Source organism: Halomonas sp. NyZ770 (assembly GCF_020616575.1).
GTDB classification, from domain to species: Bacteria; Pseudomonadota; Gammaproteobacteria; order Pseudomonadales; family Halomonadaceae; genus Vreelandella; species Vreelandella hamiltonii.
The window spans coordinates 53,177-69,790 of record NZ_CP085143.1 but is presented as its reverse complement, the minus strand read 5'-3'; the positions used below and the strand labels follow the sequence as shown (position 1 = coordinate 69,790).

The 16,614-nt window shown below is 57.7% G+C and carries 13 protein-coding genes and 3 rRNA genes; 8 read left to right on the top strand and 8 right to left on the bottom strand.

From position 1 onward, the window contains the following. The first annotated feature begins 19 nt into the window (after window positions 1-19). From LG409_RS00295 to LG409_RS00280, 4 genes are all read left to right on the top strand, one after another. Window positions 20-1,057 carry a type I glyceraldehyde-3-phosphate dehydrogenase gene (locus tag LG409_RS00295; protein WP_016915655.1) on the top strand — a complete coding sequence of 346 codons (1,038 nt, stop codon included), beginning with the start codon at window positions 20-22 and terminating at the stop codon, window positions 1,055-1,057. A gap of 44 nt (window positions 1,058-1,101) precedes the next feature. Further along, window positions 1,102-2,268 carry a phosphoglycerate kinase gene (locus LG409_RS00290; RefSeq protein WP_096921711.1) on the top strand — a complete coding sequence of 389 codons (1,167 nt, stop codon included), beginning with the start codon at window positions 1,102-1,104 and terminating at the stop codon, window positions 2,266-2,268. A gap of 40 nt (window positions 2,269-2,308) precedes the next feature. Beyond that, window positions 2,309-3,373 (top strand): class II fructose-bisphosphate aldolase, encoded by a 1,065-nt coding sequence (fba, locus tag LG409_RS00285; protein WP_016915653.1) that lies wholly within the window; start codon window positions 2,309-2,311, stop codon window positions 3,371-3,373. Window positions 3,374-3,489: 116 nt separating this feature from the next. Further along, on the top strand, window positions 3,490-3,834 hold the full coding sequence (locus LG409_RS00280; protein ID WP_016915652.1) for a hypothetical protein: 345 nt from the start codon (window positions 3,490-3,492) through the stop codon (window positions 3,832-3,834). An 11-nt stretch (window positions 3,835-3,845) separates the two neighbouring features. On the opposite strand, the gene LG409_RS00275 is transcribed toward LG409_RS00280, so the two are convergent. After that, window positions 3,846-4,163 carry a hypothetical protein gene (locus LG409_RS00275; RefSeq protein WP_227407400.1) on the bottom strand — a complete coding sequence of 106 codons (318 nt, stop codon included), beginning with the start codon at window positions 4,161-4,163 and terminating at the stop codon, window positions 3,846-3,848. Window positions 4,164-4,388: 225 nt separating this feature from the next. Here LG409_RS00275 and LG409_RS00270 point away from each other — a divergent pair, with 225 nt between their 5' ends. The 3 genes from LG409_RS00270 (at window position 4,389) to LG409_RS00260 (ending at window position 6,451) form a co-directional block, all read left to right on the top strand. Then, window positions 4,389-5,087 carry an HAD family hydrolase gene (locus LG409_RS00270; protein ID WP_016915650.1) on the top strand — a complete coding sequence of 233 codons (699 nt, stop codon included), beginning with the start codon at window positions 4,389-4,391 and terminating at the stop codon, window positions 5,085-5,087. A 19-nt stretch (window positions 5,088-5,106) separates the two neighbouring features. Next, window positions 5,107-5,481 carry a translation initiation factor Sui1 gene (locus tag LG409_RS00265; protein WP_039183560.1) on the top strand — a complete coding sequence of 125 codons (375 nt, stop codon included), beginning with the start codon at window positions 5,107-5,109 and terminating at the stop codon, window positions 5,479-5,481. Between the two features lie 61 nt (window positions 5,482-5,542). Further along, entirely contained in the window at window positions 5,543-6,451 is a 909-nt protein-coding gene (locus LG409_RS00260) for a nuclease-related domain-containing protein (protein WP_016915648.1), read from the top strand. Here the strand turns inward: LG409_RS00260 and LG409_RS00255 are convergent. The 4 genes from LG409_RS00255 to LG409_RS00240 form a co-directional block, all read right to left on the bottom strand. Further along, window positions 6,448-7,779 (bottom strand): deoxyguanosinetriphosphate triphosphohydrolase, encoded by a 1,332-nt coding sequence (locus tag LG409_RS00255; protein ID WP_193462185.1) that lies wholly within the window; start codon window positions 7,777-7,779, stop codon window positions 6,448-6,450. The genes LG409_RS00260 and LG409_RS00255 overlap by 4 nt on opposite strands. A gap of 114 nt (window positions 7,780-7,893) precedes the next feature. Continuing rightward, window positions 7,894-8,009 (bottom strand): 5S ribosomal RNA (gene rrf, locus LG409_RS00250). 164 nt (window positions 8,010-8,173) lie between these two features. Then, window positions 8,174-11,067 (bottom strand): 23S ribosomal RNA (locus LG409_RS00245). A gap of 294 nt (window positions 11,068-11,361) precedes the next feature. Beyond that, a 16S ribosomal RNA gene (locus LG409_RS00240) occupies window positions 11,362-12,894 on the bottom strand. The 16S, 23S and 5S rRNA genes sit together here, the layout of an rRNA operon. A 590-nt stretch (window positions 12,895-13,484) precedes the next feature. Between LG409_RS00240 and LG409_RS00235 the strand changes: the two genes are divergently transcribed. Beyond that, window positions 13,485-14,510 carry an aspartate carbamoyltransferase gene (locus LG409_RS00235; protein ID WP_016915646.1) on the top strand — a complete coding sequence of 342 codons (1,026 nt, stop codon included), beginning with the start codon at window positions 13,485-13,487 and terminating at the stop codon, window positions 14,508-14,510. Between the two features lie 27 nt (window positions 14,511-14,537). On the opposite strand, the gene ruvX is transcribed toward LG409_RS00235, so the two are convergent. Genes ruvX through gshB form a run of 3 tightly spaced genes read right to left on the bottom strand, consistent with a single transcriptional unit; the run spans window position 14,538 to window position 16,575 of the window. Beyond that, the gene (gene ruvX / locus LG409_RS00230; protein WP_016915645.1) at window positions 14,538-14,993 is read right to left on the bottom strand and encodes a Holliday junction resolvase RuvX; all 456 of its coding nucleotides are present in this window, start codon (window positions 14,991-14,993) and stop codon (window positions 14,538-14,540) included. An 18-nt stretch (window positions 14,994-15,011) separates the two neighbouring features. Then, window positions 15,012-15,569, bottom strand: a complete 558-nt coding sequence (locus LG409_RS00225; protein ID WP_026001922.1) for a YqgE/AlgH family protein — start codon at window positions 15,567-15,569, stop codon at window positions 15,012-15,014. Between the two features lie 40 nt (window positions 15,570-15,609). Further along, complete coding sequence (gene gshB / locus LG409_RS00220) at window positions 15,610-16,575, bottom strand: glutathione synthase (RefSeq protein ID WP_227407399.1); 966 nt, start codon at window positions 16,573-16,575, stop codon at window positions 15,610-15,612. Window positions 16,576-16,614: the final 39 nt, after the last annotated feature.

Sequence of the window (16,614 nt, the reverse complement as noted above, 5' to 3'; positions counted from 1 at the left end):
TTTGGGGCCGCTTCGCGACATGGCTAACGCAACCGCTAAGTTTCGCATTGCAATCAATGGGTATGGACGTATCGGCCAGTGCGTACTGCGTGCACTGGTGGAGCGTGGCCATCCCGATCTGGAAGTGGTCGCCATCAACGAACTTTCCGACCTGGCTACCATCACCTATCTCACCCGCTACGACACCACCCACGGGCGTTTTCCTGGCGAGGTCGAGAACGAGGGTGATGCCTTGGTGATCAACGGCCAGCGCATTCAGGTGCTATGTGAACGCGCCCCCGATGCGCTTCCCTGGAAAGCCCTGGATATCGATCTGGTCCTGGAGTGCTCAGGAAGCTTCAAGGATCGCGCCACGGCGGAGCGGCACCTGAAGGCCGGTGCACGGCAGCTGCTGTTTTCCCAACCGGCAGAAAACGACGTGGATGCCACCATCGTGTGGGGGATCAACGAGCATGAGCTCAGCGGTGCACAGCGCATCCTCTCGGCGGCGTCCTGCACCACGAACTGCCTGGTGCCCTTGCTGACGATACTGGATGAAGCGCTGGGGCTGGAGCACGGTGTCACCACCACGATTCACTCGGCCATGAACGACCAGCCAGTCATCGACGCCTACCACCAGACCGACCTGCGCCTTACCCGCTCGGCGATGCAGTCCATCGTCCCGGTCGATACTGGGCTTGCGGTGGGCATCAGCCGTCTGATGCCAACGCTGGCAGGCCGCTTCGAATGTCTGCACGTGCGCGTTCCCACGATCAACGTCTCGGCCATGGATGTCTCGCTTACCGTACGCCGCGACACCGATGCCCAGCAGGTCAATGCACTGCTGCGCGAGGCCAGCCAACAGCGGCTGGCAGGCGTGCTGGGCTATACCGAGGCCCCCATGGCCTCCATCGATTTCAATCACGACCCTCGCTCTGGCATTCTGGACGCCACGCAAACCAGAGTGGCAGGCAAGCGCCTGCTCAAGCTGCTGTGCTGGTTTGACAACGAGTGGGGGTTTGCCAACCGTATGCTGGATATCAGCCAGCGGCTGGCAACGCTACGCCAGCGGGCATGACCGCCACGACCTTTCATTCGCTTGAACACGAGGAAACCGCTCACATGAACGTGCAAAAGATGACCGACCTGCCCCTGGATGGGCAGCGCGTACTGATTCGTGAAGACCTGAATGTGCCGATCAAGAACGGCCGTGTTTCCAGCGATGCTCGCCTGCGTGCTGCGCTGCCGACCATACAAGCTGCCGCCAAGGCGGGCGCCAAAGTACTGCTCATGAGCCACCTGGGCCGCCCCACGGAAGGTGAACCCGCTGACGAGTTCTCGCTGGCCCCTGTCGCCGAGCACCTGGGCGAACTGCTCGGCAGCCCCGTCAAACTGGTCAACGACTACCTCGACACCGCCCCGACGCTGCAGAACGGTGACGTGGTGTTGCTGGAGAACGTGCGCTTCAATCGTGGCGAGAAGAAAGACGACGAACAGCTTGCCAGGCAGTATGCCGCACTGTGCGACATCTTCGTGATGGACGCCTTTGGAACCGCTCACCGTGCCCAAGCCTCTACCCATGGCGTCGCGCGCTTTGCTCCCCAGGCATGTGCTGGCCCCCTGCTTGCCCAGGAGCTCGATGCCCTGGAGAAAGCGCTGGCCAATCCCGCACGCCCCATGGCGGCCATCGTCGGCGGTTCGAAGGTCTCCACCAAGCTGGACGTGCTGAACGCACTGTCGGAAAAATGCGATCAATTGATCGTCGGTGGTGGTATCGCCAACACCTTTATTGCGGCAGCAGGCTATAATGTGGGCAAATCGCTCTACGAAGCAGACCTGCTCGACCAGGCCAAGGCGCTGATGGCCAAGGTGAAGATTCCGCTGCCTACCGACGTAGTGGTGGCCACCGAGTTTTCCGAAGCAGCAGAGGCGGTGGTCAAGCCCGTCGATCAGGTGGCAGACAACGAAATGATTCTGGACATTGGCCCCGACACGGCCGCCCACTTGGCCAGCCTGCTCAAGGATGCTGGCACGATCCTGTGGAACGGACCCGTGGGCGTGTTTGAAATCGACCAGTTCGGCAAGGGGACCGAGGTCATTTCCCGCGCCATTGCCGACAGTGCCGCGTTCTCTATTGCTGGAGGTGGAGACACCCTGGCGGCCATCGACAAGTACGCGATTGCCGACCAGGTCTCCTATATCTCGACCGGTGGCGGAGCATTTCTCGAATACGTGGAAGGCAAGCAGCTGCCGGCCGTTGCCGCGCTGGAAGCCGCTGCTCAGCGCTGACACTTAGAACTCTGAACATACAACCCAATAAGGTGACCCCATGGCTTTGATTAGCATGCGCCAGATGCTCGACCACGCCGCCGAATACGGCTACGGCATTCCCGCGTTCAACGTGAACAACCTGGAACAGATGCGGGCCATCATGGAAGCCGCTGACGCGACTGACTCCCCGGTGATCGTGCAGGCATCTGCTGGCGCACGCAAATACGCTGGCGCCCCCTTCCTGCGCCACCTGATTCTGGCGGCGGTGGAAGAGTTCCCGCACATTCCGGTCGTCATGCACCAGGATCACGGCACCAGCCCGGCTGTCTGCCAGCGCTCCATTCAGCTCGGCTTCTCCTCCGTGATGATGGATGGCTCCCTGGGCGAAGACGGTAAAACGCCGATGGATTACGACTACAACGTTGACGTGACCCGTCGTGCCGTTGAAATGGCCCATGCCTGTGGCGTCTCTGTAGAAGGCGAACTGGGCTGTCTGGGCAGCCTGGAAACCGGCATGGCCGGTGAAGAAGACGGCATTGGCGCCGAAGGCAAGCTGGATATGGAGCAGATGCTCACCGACCCGGAAGAGGCTGCCGAGTTCGTCAAGGCGACCCATGTGGACGCCCTGGCCATTGCCATCGGCACCAGCCACGGCGCTTACAAGTTCACCAAGCCGCCCACGGGCGATACGCTCTCGATCCAGCGTATCAAAGAGATCCACGCTCGTATTCCGGATACCCACCTGGTCATGCACGGCTCCTCCTCGGTGCCCCAGGAGTGGCTGGAAGTGATCAACCGCTACGGTGGTCAGATCCCGGAAACCTACGGTGTACCGGTGGAAGAGATCATCGAGGGCATCAAGCACGGAGTGCGCAAGGTCAACATCGATACCGACCTGCGTCTGGCCTCGACCGGCGCCGTGCGTCGTTTCATGGCCGAGAACCCATCAGAGTTCGATCCGCGCAAGTTCCTGAAAGAAACCGTCACAGCCATGCGCGATCTGTGTATTGCCCGCTATGAAGCCTTTGGCACCGCAGGCAACGCGAGCAAGATCAAGCCGATCAGCCTGGAAGCCATGTTCCAGCGCTACGAGCGTGGTGAGCTGGCGCCCAAGATCAAATAAGCAGCGCCTCGCGACGACATCAAGGCGGCCTTCGGGTCGCCTTTTTTATTGCAATGCAGCAATAATGAGCTATTACTAAACAACTCCGCCCATTTCTTCACCAGGTAGCCTTCTCCATGAAGCACACCCCTCTGCCAATGCTGACACCGCCCCTGATGTTCCTTGACCTGTGGAAAGCAGGCATCATGGGCATGGAGCTATGGAGCTCTTCGCTCTCCACGATTTCCATGCGTCAGCAACTATGGCAAACGCAGCCCTTTTTCAGTCCTGCCATGATGCGTGAAAACCAGCGCATGGTGACTGAAAAGATCGAGGCCAGCGTGGAAGCTGGCCTCATCATGCAAAAAGTCTTGTTCAGCGCCATGCGCGGTCAGTACGCGCCATGGTGGACAACCAGTCAACAAGCCATGAAGCCTTACCATCGGCGCAGCAGTGCCAACTCACGACGCTTGTCGCGTTAAGCGGCATCGCGTTACTGATCGCTGCTTTGCTCTTCACTGCTCTGTTCGTCTTCACCTTGCAACATGGCGTCATCGGCACTGCCGGTGCCCCCAGTGCCGCCTTCGGCATGCTCTTCATCATCGTCGCCAGCATCTTCCTGCGCTTGTGAGGCGGGCTGTTCGTCGCGTCGGACGGCCCCCGCCTTGATACCGTACGTCTCTTCCAGCGCCGCATCATCCAACGCTTCGTGCTGTCCATTCTCAGCCGCGGTGTCTGCCCACGCGCTGGCCGCGGCTACACACAAGGATGCACTCAAAACCCAAGGTAATAGCCAAGGGGATACTCGCATATCAATCTCCTTTTTCATGATGCATGACGTTGCACCTGTTCACTATAGCCGCTCCGAGGGATAAGCACCTGCCAGGGGCTTTCTCGACGTGCAGCGACTCCGCCATCGACGAAAACGTAAAAAATTATCAAACAGTGTTCACAAAGGAGCTAAAATCCCGTTCAATAGCAAGATGGTCGGCTTACCCCAACATGCGTAGTGCTTCAGGTACTGCAAGGAACTGACATGCCGCTTCCACTTTTGTTGTTTGACTGTGATGGCACGCTCGTCGATAGCGAACCTCTGCTTGCCGAAGAAATGGCACGCGGCCTCAATACGGTGGGGCTTCCCTTCGCTGCCTCCGACTATATGGGCGAATTTCGCGGCGCCCGCTTTCGCAGGATCGTCGCAGAGCTGCAGGACCGCCATGGTCAAGTCGACATCGAACAACTCGAGCGCATGGAGCACGATATGCGCGCCAACCTGGCCACGCGACTGACCAACGAACTCACCACCATTCCCGGGGCACTGGAAGCACTGGAAGCCTTGTCGCACTACCCCAGCGCGGTGGTTTCCAACGGCCCGGAAACGAAGATACGCGCGGCGCTGAAGGCCACGGGCCTGACCCATTACTTCGATAATCGCCTGTTCAGCGGCTATACCGCCAACTGCTGGAAACCCGAGCCGTGCCTGCACTTACATGCGGCCAGCATCATGGGGTTTGCTGCCGCACAGTGCATTGCCATCGACGATGCGCTGGTCGGCGTCAGGGCAGCACTTCAAGCGGGCATGACGGTGATTCATTTAAACCGCTTTCCGGATGCCGAAAATACCCCGGAAGGCGCTATCATGATCAGTAACATGTATCAGTTGCCTGCCGTTGTGGAGCGTTTGACCCGCGAGCGATGGCACACGGCAATGCCGCATCACTCGACAGCGAAATAACCCTCAGCAGAGACAAGACATGGCTTCATTACGTGACCAACTGGGTGGTCTGGTGTATTCCACCGAGCATGGCAAGACATGCCCCCAGTGCCGTGCCGCGATTGACGACTGCCACTGCGAAGACGCCAGCGAACAGGCACGATTGGCTACGTTGGATGGCATCGTGCGAATTCGACGAGAGACCAGTGGCCGCAAAGGCAAGGGTGTGACCACCATCAGCGGTATACCGCTGGCCCACGCGGAGCTGAAAGCACTGGCCAAGACCCTGAAGCAGCGCTGTGGCACCGGTGGCGCCGTCAAGGAGGGCGTGATCGAAATCCAGGGAGATCATCGCGAAACCCTGCGTGACGCGCTAACCTCCATGGGGTATCAGGTAAAATTGGCAGGCGGTTGAAGTATTGATGTAGCACCAATCGCTCTACTTCTGGTAAACGGCTCAAGGGCAAGGCATCGCAATGGTTTGGTTGGAATACCTGCTACCTCTCATTTTCCTGTTTCCGATGGCGGCAATGGGCGGTATCGTGCTGGCGCTGCGCAGTCTGCATGATGCGCGCGTGCAGTCTCCTTTCGATGCCCCGCTTCACGAGCCTGGGCAGGCACTGCGTTACCGGCTGGATCAAGCATTCTCGAGCCTGTTTCTAAACGGTACGCTAGGGCCTTTGGTGAGTCTGGCGCCCTTGGTCTACGGCATGGGCCGCATGCTGTTCGTGGAGCAGCAGGACTGGGTGGAGTGGGCACTGTACGGGCTGCTCAGCACGCTGCTGGTACTGGCGTTTTCACTGCTGCTGGTACGCGATTATCAGCGTATCCGTCGCCTGAAGCTGGGGCTGGCCTGCGAGCTGGCCGTTGGCCAGGAGCTGGAGCGACTCATCCGCCCGGAGGCACACCCTTACTATGTGTTTCACGACGTACCTACCGACAGCTTCACCATCGACCACGTGGTCGTGACGCCCCATGGCGTCTTTGTCGTCGAAACCCGCGCCAGAGCGCTGGCGATAGGTTCGGATGGCCGCGAGCTCAATAGCGTGGCCGTCGAACGCGAACGGCTGCGCTTTCCCCATTGGCAGGAGCGTCGCCCACTGCACAAGACGCGTCAGGGGGTCAATTGGCTCACCCAGTGGCTGGAGCGACGCTGTGGGGTGCCTGTTCCCGTTCGAGGCGTGCTGGTGCTGCCTGGCTGGCAAATCGATACCAGTGAGGCAGCTTCAGATATTCTGGTGGTCAGCGGAGAACGGTTGTCACGCCAGTTGAGCGAGCTTAAACCGGGCCATATGAGCGACGTCATCCATGACAAGGTCATCCATACCTTGCTGGAACGGGTGCGGCTGATGGAGCTAAAACATTTGCGCCACCCGTCGGTTTAATCCCCGCGCAGCCGCCCGCCCATCTCCTGGGCAAGGTCCACGGCGTAGTGGTCGGTCATGCCACCAATGAAATCCAGCATACGACGGTAGCTGTCGTAGAGCGTCCAGGAGGGCAGCGGCGTGTTTTCACCGATCAGTGCCAGCACGCGCTGATGCTTGAAAGAGCTTTGCCCGGTATGGTGTAGCTCATGGGCAGCACCAATGAACGCCTCCAGCAGAATCCCCAGCGTGGTGTAGGCACCGATTTCCAGCTTGGCCTTGCGCTCGTTCTGGAAAATGCGTTCTCGAGCCAACTGCTTGGCAGACTGCACGCCCCAGCCCAGATCCGGATGGCAAAGCTCCAGCAGGTCATCGCTCAAGGTACCGCTCAGCAGCGCCTGCTCATGCTGTACAAACACGGCCGCCACATCATTGACCGCACGCTCCATGGCTGCCCCCCGCAGTAGCGCGATACGGCGGCGCTGCGAGACACTCTTGCGCTGCATCTCTTCATACTCAGGGGGAAATTCGCCAGCAATCTGACGCAGTATTTCGACGACTTCTTCGTAACGCAGAATCCCCATTTCGAGGCCATCTTCCAGATCCAGCAGCGCATAACAGATGTCATCCGCTGCTTCGACCAGCCACGCCAGTGGATGACGGCACCAGCGCTGCTCGCCCTGAGGAAGCAGACCCACGGCGTCAGCGACTTCCTTGAGCAACGCCTGCTCGGACTGATAACAGCCAAACTTGCCAGCGCGGCCACCATAGCGAACGGTCCAGGGATATTTCAACAGAGTCCCCAGGGTTGCTGCAGATAACCGCATGCCGCCGTTGAACTGGTTGTACTCGATCTGCGTAATGACACGAAATCCCTGAGCATTACCCTCATAGGTCAGCAGATCCTGGCGCTCCTGTTCGGAGAGTCCCTCCAGCAAGCCACTCCCCTCGGCACGGCGAAACCAGTCACGAATGGCATATTCACCGGCATGGCCAAAGGGGGGGTTACCGATGTCGTGGCCGAGACAGGCTGTTTGCACGATGACGCCCAGGTCAGCTGGGGTGATCCACTCCGGCAGCCGATCACGCAGCAACTCGCCGACGATCATGCCCAACGAGCGGCCCACGCAGCCGACTTCCAGGGAGTGGGTCAACCGCGTATGGATATGGTCGTTTTCGGTAAGGGGATGCACCTGCGTCTTGCGCCCCAGGCGACGAAAGGAGCCTGAGAAGACGATGCGGTCATGGTCCTTGTGGAAAGGAGTGCGCCCTATTTCGCGGTTACTGCCGGGGCGCTTGTCATGTAAGCGCTGAGGGGAAAGTAACTGATCCCATTGCATTTGTGTCATCGGCACTCCTCCTTGGAGCCTTCATTCTGACATAAAAGCACCAGGGGTAGACAAATTTAACGCACAGAAAAAAGCCCCGAACACAGTGTGCTCGGGGCTTTCTACGATATAAGTGCCTGACGATGACCTACTCTCACATGGGGAGACCCCACACTACCATCGGCGCTAAGCGGTTTCACTTCTGAGTTCGGCATGGGTTCAGGTGGTTCACGCGTGCTATGGTCGTCAGGCGTAACAGGTAATGCATATCATGCTGAGGTGTTCTTGACGTATTTTTGACGTGTATTGTGTGCGTCTCTTGTCAGCAAGCACTTGGGCTCACTGCGGCGTATCCGGTGTGTCGAGTGCGTTCACACTCTTCGTTATCATCACGACCAGACCCCTTGGGTGTTATAGGGTCAAGCCTCACGGGCCATTAGTACACGTTAGCTCAACGCCTTGCAGCGCTTCCACACCGTGCCTATCAACCAGCTGGTCTCGCTGGGCCCTTCAGGAGGCTCTAGGCCTCAGGGATGTCTCATCTTGAAGGGGGCTTCCCGCTTAGATGCTTTCAGCGGTTATCCCGTCCGACCATAGCTACCCGGCAATGCCACTGGCGTGACAACCGGAACACCAGAGGGTCGTCCACTCCGGTCCTCTCGTACTAGGAGCAGCTCTTCTCAAACATCCAACGCCCACGGCAGATAGGGACCGAACTGTCTCACGACGTTCTAAACCCAGCTCGCGTACCACTTTAAATGGCGAACAGCCATACCCTTGGGACCGACTTCAGCCCCAGGATGTGATGAGCCGACATCGAGGTGCCAAACACCGCCGTCGATGTGAACTCTTGGGCGGTATCAGCCTGTTATCCCCGGAGTACCTTTTATCCGTTGAGCGATGGCCCTTCCATACAGAACCACCGGATCACTAGAACCTGCTTTCGCACCTGCTCGACGTGTCTGTCTCGCAGTCAAGCACCCTTATGCTCTTGCACTCATTGCACGATGTCCGACCGTGCTGAGGGTACCTTCGTGCTCCTCCGTTACGCTTTGGGAGGAGACCGCCCCAGTCAAACTACCCACCACACACTGTCCTCGATCCGGATCACGGACCTGAGTGAGAACGCCAATGATGCCAGGCTGGTATTTCAAGGTTGGCTCCCCTCGAACTGGCGTCCGAGGTTCAAAGCCTCCCAGCTATCCTACACAGGCAACATCAGCGTCCAGTGTGAAGCTATAGTAAAGGTTCACGGGGTCTTTCCGTCTAGCCGCGGGTACACCGCATCTTCACGGCGATTTCAATTTCACTGAGTCTCGGGTGGAGACAGCGTGGCCATCATTACGCCATTCGTGCAGGTCGGAACTTACCCGACAAGGAATTTCGCTACCTTAGGACCGTTATAGTTACGGCCGCCGTTTACCGGGGCTTCGATCAAGAGCTTCGGCCGAGGCCTAACACCATCACTTAACCTTCCGGCACCGGGCAGGCGTCACACCCTATACGTCCTCTTGCGAGTTGGCAGAGTGCTGTGTTTTTACTAAACAGTTGCAGCCACCTGGTATCTTCGACCGGTTCGGGCTTGGAGAGCAAGTCTCGTCACCCTACGCCGGCGTGCCTTCTCCCGAAGTTACGGCACCATTTTGCCTAGTTCCTTCACCCGAGTTCTCTCAAGCGCCTTGGGATTCTCACCCTGACCACCTGTGTCGGTTTGGGGTACGGTCGCACATGATCTGAAGCTTAGAGGCTTTTCCTGGAAGCGTGGCATCAATGACTTCGACACCGTAGTGTCTTCGTTTCGTGTCTCGGCCTTGAAGGGTCCCGGATTTACCTGAGACCCCAGCCTACTCACTTTCACCAGGACAACCAACGCCTGGCTCACCTAGCCTTCTCCGTCCCCCCATCGCAATCATGTCCGGTACGGGAATATTGACCCGTTTCCCATCGACTACGCCTTTCGGCCTCGCCTTAGGGGCCGACTCACTCTGCTCCGATTAGCGTCGAACAGAAACCCTTGGTCTTCCGGCGAGGGAGTTTTTCACTCCCTTTATCGTTACTCATGTCAGCATTCGCACTCGTGATACCTCCAGCATGCTTCTCAACACACCTTCATCGGCTTACACGACGCTCCTCTACCGCTCATCCGTAAGGATGAACCCGTAGCTTCGGTACCTGGTTTAGCCCCGTTACATCTTCCGCGCAGGCCGACTCGACTAGTGAGCTATTACGCTTTCTTTAAAGGATGGCTGCTTCTAAGCCAACCTCCTAGCTGTCTGAGCCTTCCCACATCGTTTCCCACTTAACCAGGATTTGGGGACCTTAGCTGACGGTCTGGGTTGTTTCCCTTTTCACGACGGACGTTAGCACCCGCCGTGTGTCTCCCACGCTCGCACTCACCGGTATTCGGAGTTTGCCTCGGGTTGGTAAGTCGGGATGACCCCCTAGCCGAAACAGTGCTCTACCCCCGGCGGTGATACGTGAGGCGCTACCTAAATAGCTTTCGAGGAGAACCAGCTATCTCCGAGCTTGATTAGCCTTTCACTCCGATCCACAAGTCATCCAAATCTTTTTCAACAGATCCTGGTTCGGGCCTCCAGTTGATGTTACTCAACCTTCACCCTGCTCATGGATAGATCGCTCGGTTTCGGGTCTATATCCAGCGACTGTGTCGCCCAGTTAAGACTCGGTTTCCCTACGGCTCCCCTATACGGTTAACCTCGCCACTGAATATAAGTCGCTGACCCATTATACAAAAGGTACGCAGTCACAGAACAAGTCTGCTCCTACTGCTTGTACGCACACGGTTTCAGGATCTATTTCACTCCCCTCTCCGGGGTTCTTTTCGCCTTTCCCTCACGGTACTGGTTCACTATCGGTCAGCCAGGAGTATTTAGCCTTGGAGGATGGTCCCCCCGTCTTCAGTCAAGGTTTCTCGTGCCCCGACCTACTCGATTTCACGTGATCAGATTTTCGACTACGGGGCTATCACCCGCTATGGCCAGACTTCCCAATCTGTTCGTCTAATCAGTCACACGCTTAAGGGCTGGTCCCCGTTCGCTCGCCGCTACTAGGGGAATCTCGGTTGATTTCTTTTCCTCAGGGTACTTAGATGTTTCAGTTCCCCTGGTTCGCCTCTTACGCCTATGTATTCAGCGCAAGATACTCATCTTGTGATGAGTGGGTTTCCCCATTCAGAGATGTCCGGGTCGCAGGTCGTTTGCCACCTCACCGAACCTTATCGCAGGCTACCACGTCTTTCATCGCCTCTGGCTGCCTAGGCATCCACCGTGTGCGCTTCATTGCTTGACCCTATAACCCGAAGGAGTCTGGGGTTCGCAATGATAACGATTGCCGGATACGCTTGAGACGTATCACAATACAATTTACGTAGAAACGTGTTAAACACGTTTCTGTCAGCATGATATACATTGTTAAAGAGCGACTGCTATAAGCAGTGATAAACGGATCGTGTTTTCCACTTTAAAAGAAAAAGAAAGGTCTTTTCTTCTTTTTTAACGTGAAAGAGCGTTTATCACTGCTCATCAACAGCATTCTGATCAGGTAATTCATTGTGAGCGCTTGCCGCGAGGGGAAGACATCGTTTAAGGAGGTGATCCAGCCGCAGGTTCCCCTACGGCTACCTTGTTACGACTTCACCCCAGTCATGAACCACACCGTGGTGATCGCCCTCTTGCGTTAGGCTAACCACTTCTGGTGCAGTCCACTCCCATGGTGTGACGGGCGGTGTGTACAAGGCCCGGGAACGTATTCACCGTGGCATTCTGATCCACGATTACTAGCGATTCCGACTTCACGGAGTCGAGTTGCAGACTCCGATCCGGACTGAGATCGGCTTTTCGGGATTGGCTCACTCTCGCGAGTTGGCAACCCTTTGTACCGACCATTGTAGCACGTGTGTAGCCCTACTCGTAAGGGCCATGATGACTTGACGTCGTCCCCACCTTCCTCCGGTTTGTCACCGGCAGTCTCCTTAGAGTTCCCGCCATTACGCGCTGGCAAATAAGGACAAGGGTTGCGCTCGTTACGGGACTTAACCCAACATTTCACAACACGAGCTGACGACAGCCATGCAGCACCTGTCTCTGCGTTCCCGAAGGCACTAAGGTATCTCTACCAAATTCGCAGGATGTCAAGAGTAGGTAAGGTTCTTCGCGTTGCATCGAATTAAACCACATGCTCCACCGCTTGTGCGGGCCCCCGTCAATTCATTTGAGTTTTAACCTTGCGGCCGTACTCCCCAGGCGGTCGACTTATCGCGTTAACTTCGCCACAAAGTGCGCTAGGCACCCAACGGCTGGTCGACATCGTTTACGGCGTGGACTACCAGGGTATCTAATCCTGTTTGCTACCCACGCTTTCGCACCTCAGTGTCAGTGTCAGTCCAGAAGGCCGCCTTCGCCACTGGTATTCCTCCCGATCTCTACGCATTTCACCGCTACACCGGGAATTCTACCTTCCTCTCCTGCACTCTAGCTTGACAGTTCCGGATGCCGTTCCCAGGTTGAGCCCGGGGCTTTCACAACCGGCTTATCAAGCCACCTACGCGCGCTTTACGCCCAGTAATTCCGATTAACGCTCGCACCCTCCGTATTACCGCGGCTGCTGGCACGGAGTTAGCCGGTGCTTCTTCTGTGAGTGATGTCTTTCCTGATGGGTATTAACCACCAGGCGTTCTTCCTCACTGAAAGTGCTTTACAACCCGAGGGCCTTCTTCACACACGCGGCATGGCTGGATCAGGGTTCCCCCCATTGTCCAATATTCCCCACTGCTGCCTCCCGTAGGAGTTCGGGCCGTGTCTCAGTCCCGATGTGGCTGATCATCCTCTCAGACCAGCTACGGATCGTCGCCTTGGTGAGCCTTTACCTCACCAACTAGCTAATCCGACATAGGCTCATCCGATAGCGGGAGCCGAAGCCCCCTTTCTCCCGTAGGACGTATGCGGTATTAGCCTGGGTTTCCCCAGGTTATCCCCCACTATCGGGCAGATTCCTATGCATTACTCACCCGTCCGCCGCTCGTCAGCGGGTAGCAAGCTACCCCTGTTACCGCTCGACTTGCATGTGTTAGGCCTGCCGCCAGCGTTCAATCTGAGCCATGATCAAACTCTTCAGTTTAAGATCAATGCGATCCTTACTCGCTGCCCGAAGGCAACAAAAGCGGATCAAACTTGGCTCAAGGTTCAAACGAATTCACTGCGATACTCCGAAGAGTATCTTGGTGTTCGCTTGCCTTGATATTAGGTGATGATTCACCCTCATCGGCAAGCGCCCACATGAATTACCTGATCAAATTGTTAAAGAGCGATACCACTGCAATCATTTCGCTGTGACTGGCTCGGTGACCTGAACCGTGTTGCCTCAGCGAGGAAGGCGTATTCTACGCATTCCGTGGTGTTTGTCAAGGACTGTTTTCAGCGAGTGAAGCGAGCGATCAATCCAACCAGCAGATGACGCTAACCTCCTGACAAACCGAAGGTTTTTCAACCTTCTGCACCGCTGGTAACGCTTGGCGTCCCCGGCAGCGGATGCGTACTTTACGGATTCGCTGCCGGGTTGGCAAGGGGTATTTACCAAATAGTCAAAAAAAGTCGCCCACGCGATCACACAACCCGTGGAAAGCACTTCGGCGCTTACTGTTTGGCGGTTACACTTGGCACTCCGCAACATTCGCCACATCTATTGCACCTACGGATATGAGGTCTTCGATGAGCCAGCACTTGTTAACCGTCGATTCATTAAATCGCGAAAGCGTTGATCACCTGTTACGGGTGGCCGCACGCATGGAGCCGATTGCCAGTCGCCGTCAGGTCACGCGAGTGCTGGAAGGTGCGGTACTGGGCAACCTGTTCTTCGAAGCCAGTACGCGGACGCGGGTGAGTTTCAATGCAGCTTTCTGCCGTCTGGGAGGCAGTGTCTGTGACACCACGGGCTTTACCTTCTCGTCCATGGCCAAGGGCGAATCCTTGTACGACACCAGCAGGGTAATGAGCGGCTACTGTGATGCCATCGTCATGCGCCACCCGGATCAAGGGTCGGTTGCCGAGTTTGCCGCCGCAACGCATGTGCCGGTCATCAACGGTGGTGATGGTCCAGGCGAGCACCCAAGCCAGGCGCTGCTGGACCTTTATACCATCGACAAGGAGTTCCAGCGGTTGGGCAAGCGCCTGAGTGGTGCCCACATTCTACTGACCGGGGATTTGAAATACGGGCGCACGGTGCATTCGCTGATCAAGCTGCTATCGCTTTATGATCCGCTGCGGATAACGCTGGTCTCCCCACCCGGCTTGGAAATGCCGTCTTATCTGGTGGATCTGGTGGCATCGCGGGGCCATCGGATCGAGCAGCGCGACTCCCTGGCCAGCGACTTCTCGGATCTGGACGTCGTCTATACGACGCGCATCCAGAAGGAGCGCTTCACGGATGAAATGAACGAGAGCTTCCAGGGGCTTTCCGATGACTTCATGGTCAATCGCGATTTTCTGGATCACCGCTGCAGCCAAAGCACGATCGTGATGCACCCGCTACCGCGCGATAGCCGTCCAGGCGCCAATGATTTGAACGTCGATTTGAATGGCGATCCGCGCCTGGCGATCTTCCGCCAGACAGATAACGGCATCCCCATGCGGATGGCCATTTTTGCCACGCTCTTGAAAGTGGACGAGCTGATCGAGCAGGACATGCGGCCAGTACGCTGGTTCGTACCGCCGCAAATTGGCACGCTGGACCGCTGATGAGCAGACGGCTGAGCAGCTAAACGCTCAGTGCGCGGTTCGCCCACCGGGAAGGCCTTCTCGGTGGGCGAACCAGCCTTCCAGAATCAGCACGGCAGCGATGCCGTCCACGCTCTGCTGACGATAGTTGCCGCGATGTCCCGATGCGTGGGCGATCTGCTTGGCTTCACGGGTAGAGCCACGCTCATCGACCATTTCGCACGGCTTGCCATAACGCCCATGCAGGCGGTTGCCAAACTTGCGCGCACGGGTACTCATGGGCGATTCGCTACCATCCATGTTCAACGGTAGCCCGACCACGAACAGGTCGGGCTGCCACTCCTGAACCAGACGAGACACCACGTTCCAGTCAGGAATGCCATCCCGTGCAGGGAGAGGCGTCAGCTCGCGGGCGCTGTTGAGCAGCTCATTGCCTACCGCCACACCGATGCGCCGCGTTCCATAATCGAATGCCAGAATCAGGCGCTCCCCACTGTCGGCCATCGCGTTACTGCCCCTTCGTCATGCGTGACCGGCGTCACGGGTCATCAGGTTGAGATCGACGCCCAGCAGGCCAGCGGCAGCGGCCAGGCGCTCGGCGGGCGGGGTGTCGAACAGCACGCGAGCCTGACCTTCCACCGTTAACCAGGCGTTGTCCTTGAGCTCATCCTCCAGTTGTCCCACTTCCCAGCCCGCGCACCCCAGGCACACGAGAAAGTGCTCCGGCCCCCTGCCATCCGCCAGCGCCTGAAGAATATCCATGGAGGTGGTGAGGGCAATGCCATCTTCTACCTGGACGCTGGAATCCCACGCCTGGCTATCCCCTTCGTGAAGGATAAAGCCACGGTCTTTATGGGTGGGGCCACCGTAATAGACAGGCGCATTGCGGTGCGGGCTCTCATCGCCCCCCAAGGAGAGCTGTTCGAACAGCGCATCCAGCGTGATCTCCAGGGGGCGGTTGGTAATCACCCCCATGCAACCATTGTGGTCATGGTCACACAAGTACACCAGGCTGCCCGCAAAGTTGGGGTCGTCCAGATGCGGCATGGCCATTAAAAAATGGTGTTTTAAGCTTTGCATGCGTCTCCTATGGCTTGCCGCTGAATCAGCAAGTCGGGCGTTATTGGGCGGAAGCAAGGCGACGCTCGATGGCGTCCAGCAGCATGCCGGCGATGTCGGTGCCGCGCTGATCGTCGATTTCCCGCACGCAGGTGGGGCTGGTCACGTTGATCTCGGTGATGTAGTCACCGATGACATCCAGACCCACGAACATCAGCCCTTTCTCACGGATCAGCGGCTGTACCTGCTGGATCAGCCAGTGATCACGCTCGGTCAGCTCGCGACTCACGCCACGCCCACCGGCGGCCAGGTTGCCGCGGGTCTCTCCCGCCGAGGGGATGCGCGCCAGCCCGAAGGGCACAGGCTCGCCATCGACCAGCAGAATACGGGTATCGCCGTGTTTGATTTCCGGCAAGTAGCGCTGCGCCATGATCTGACGCTGACCGCGCAGCGTCAGCTGCTCGATGACGGCGCCAATGTTGCGGCCATCAGGGCCGATATGAAAAATGCCCGTGCCACCCATGCCGTCGAGTGGCTTGAAGATCACGTCGCCATGCTCGGCGTGGAAGGCACGCAGCACGTCATCACGGCTGGCCACGACCGTTGGCGCGCAGCACTGAGGAAACTGCTGGGCAAAGAGCTTCTCGTTACACTGCAGCAAGGCGGCAGTGGGGTTCACCACCAGCACTCCCTCGCGCTCGGCAAAGCCCAGCAGGTGCACCGCATTGATGAACTCGGCATCTACCGGCGGATCCTTGCGCATCAGCACGACGTCCAACTCTGCCAGTGACCGCTGAACTGCTTCGCCCAAGTCATACCAGTGTGCAGGATCACGATGCACGGTCAATGGACGCATGCGTGCGTAGGCCTGCCCTGCGTTCAAGAACAGATCGTCCTGCTCCATGTAGTGCAAGGTATAGCCGCGCTCCTGGGCAGCCCACAGCATCGCCAGGGTGGTGTCTTTCTTGTAGGCGATGTCACTGATCGGGTCCATCACGACACCGAGATGCAACGTTGAGTGGCTCATCAAAATACCGTCCATGCAGGAACAATCATTATTCAGTAT

Bases quoted from the DNA above. Each gene is read 5' to 3' on its own strand.
- LG409_RS00295 (WP_016915655.1), top strand. From the start codon at position 20: ATGGCTAACGCAACCGCTAAGTTTCGCATTGCAATCAATGGGTATGGA.
- LG409_RS00290 (WP_096921711.1), top strand. From the start codon at position 1,102: ATGAACGTGCAAAAGATGACCGACCTGCCCCTGGATGGGCAGCGCGTA.
- fba (WP_016915653.1), top strand. From the start codon at position 2,309: ATGGCTTTGATTAGCATGCGCCAGATGCTCGACCACGCCGCCGAATAC.
- LG409_RS00280 (WP_016915652.1), top strand. From the start codon at position 3,490: ATGAAGCACACCCCTCTGCCAATGCTGACACCGCCCCTGATGTTCCTT.
- LG409_RS00275 (WP_227407400.1), bottom strand. From the start codon at position 4,163: ATGCGAGTATCCCCTTGGCTATTACCTTGGGTTTTGAGTGCATCCTTG.
- LG409_RS00270 (WP_016915650.1), top strand. From the start codon at position 4,389: ATGCCGCTTCCACTTTTGTTGTTTGACTGTGATGGCACGCTCGTCGAT.
- LG409_RS00265 (WP_039183560.1), top strand. From the start codon at position 5,107: ATGGCTTCATTACGTGACCAACTGGGTGGTCTGGTGTATTCCACCGAG.
- LG409_RS00260 (WP_016915648.1), top strand. From the start codon at position 5,543: ATGGTTTGGTTGGAATACCTGCTACCTCTCATTTTCCTGTTTCCGATG.
- LG409_RS00255 (WP_193462185.1), bottom strand. From the start codon at position 7,779: ATGACACAAATGCAATGGGATCAGTTACTTTCCCCTCAGCGCTTACAT.
- LG409_RS00235 (WP_016915646.1), top strand. From the start codon at position 13,485: ATGAGCCAGCACTTGTTAACCGTCGATTCATTAAATCGCGAAAGCGTT.
- ruvX (WP_016915645.1), bottom strand. From the start codon at position 14,993: ATGGCCGACAGTGGGGAGCGCCTGATTCTGGCATTCGATTATGGAACG.
- LG409_RS00225 (WP_026001922.1), bottom strand. From the start codon at position 15,569: ATGCAAAGCTTAAAACACCATTTTTTAATGGCCATGCCGCATCTGGAC.
- gshB (WP_227407399.1), bottom strand. From the start codon at position 16,575: ATGAGCCACTCAACGTTGCATCTCGGTGTCGTGATGGACCCGATCAGT.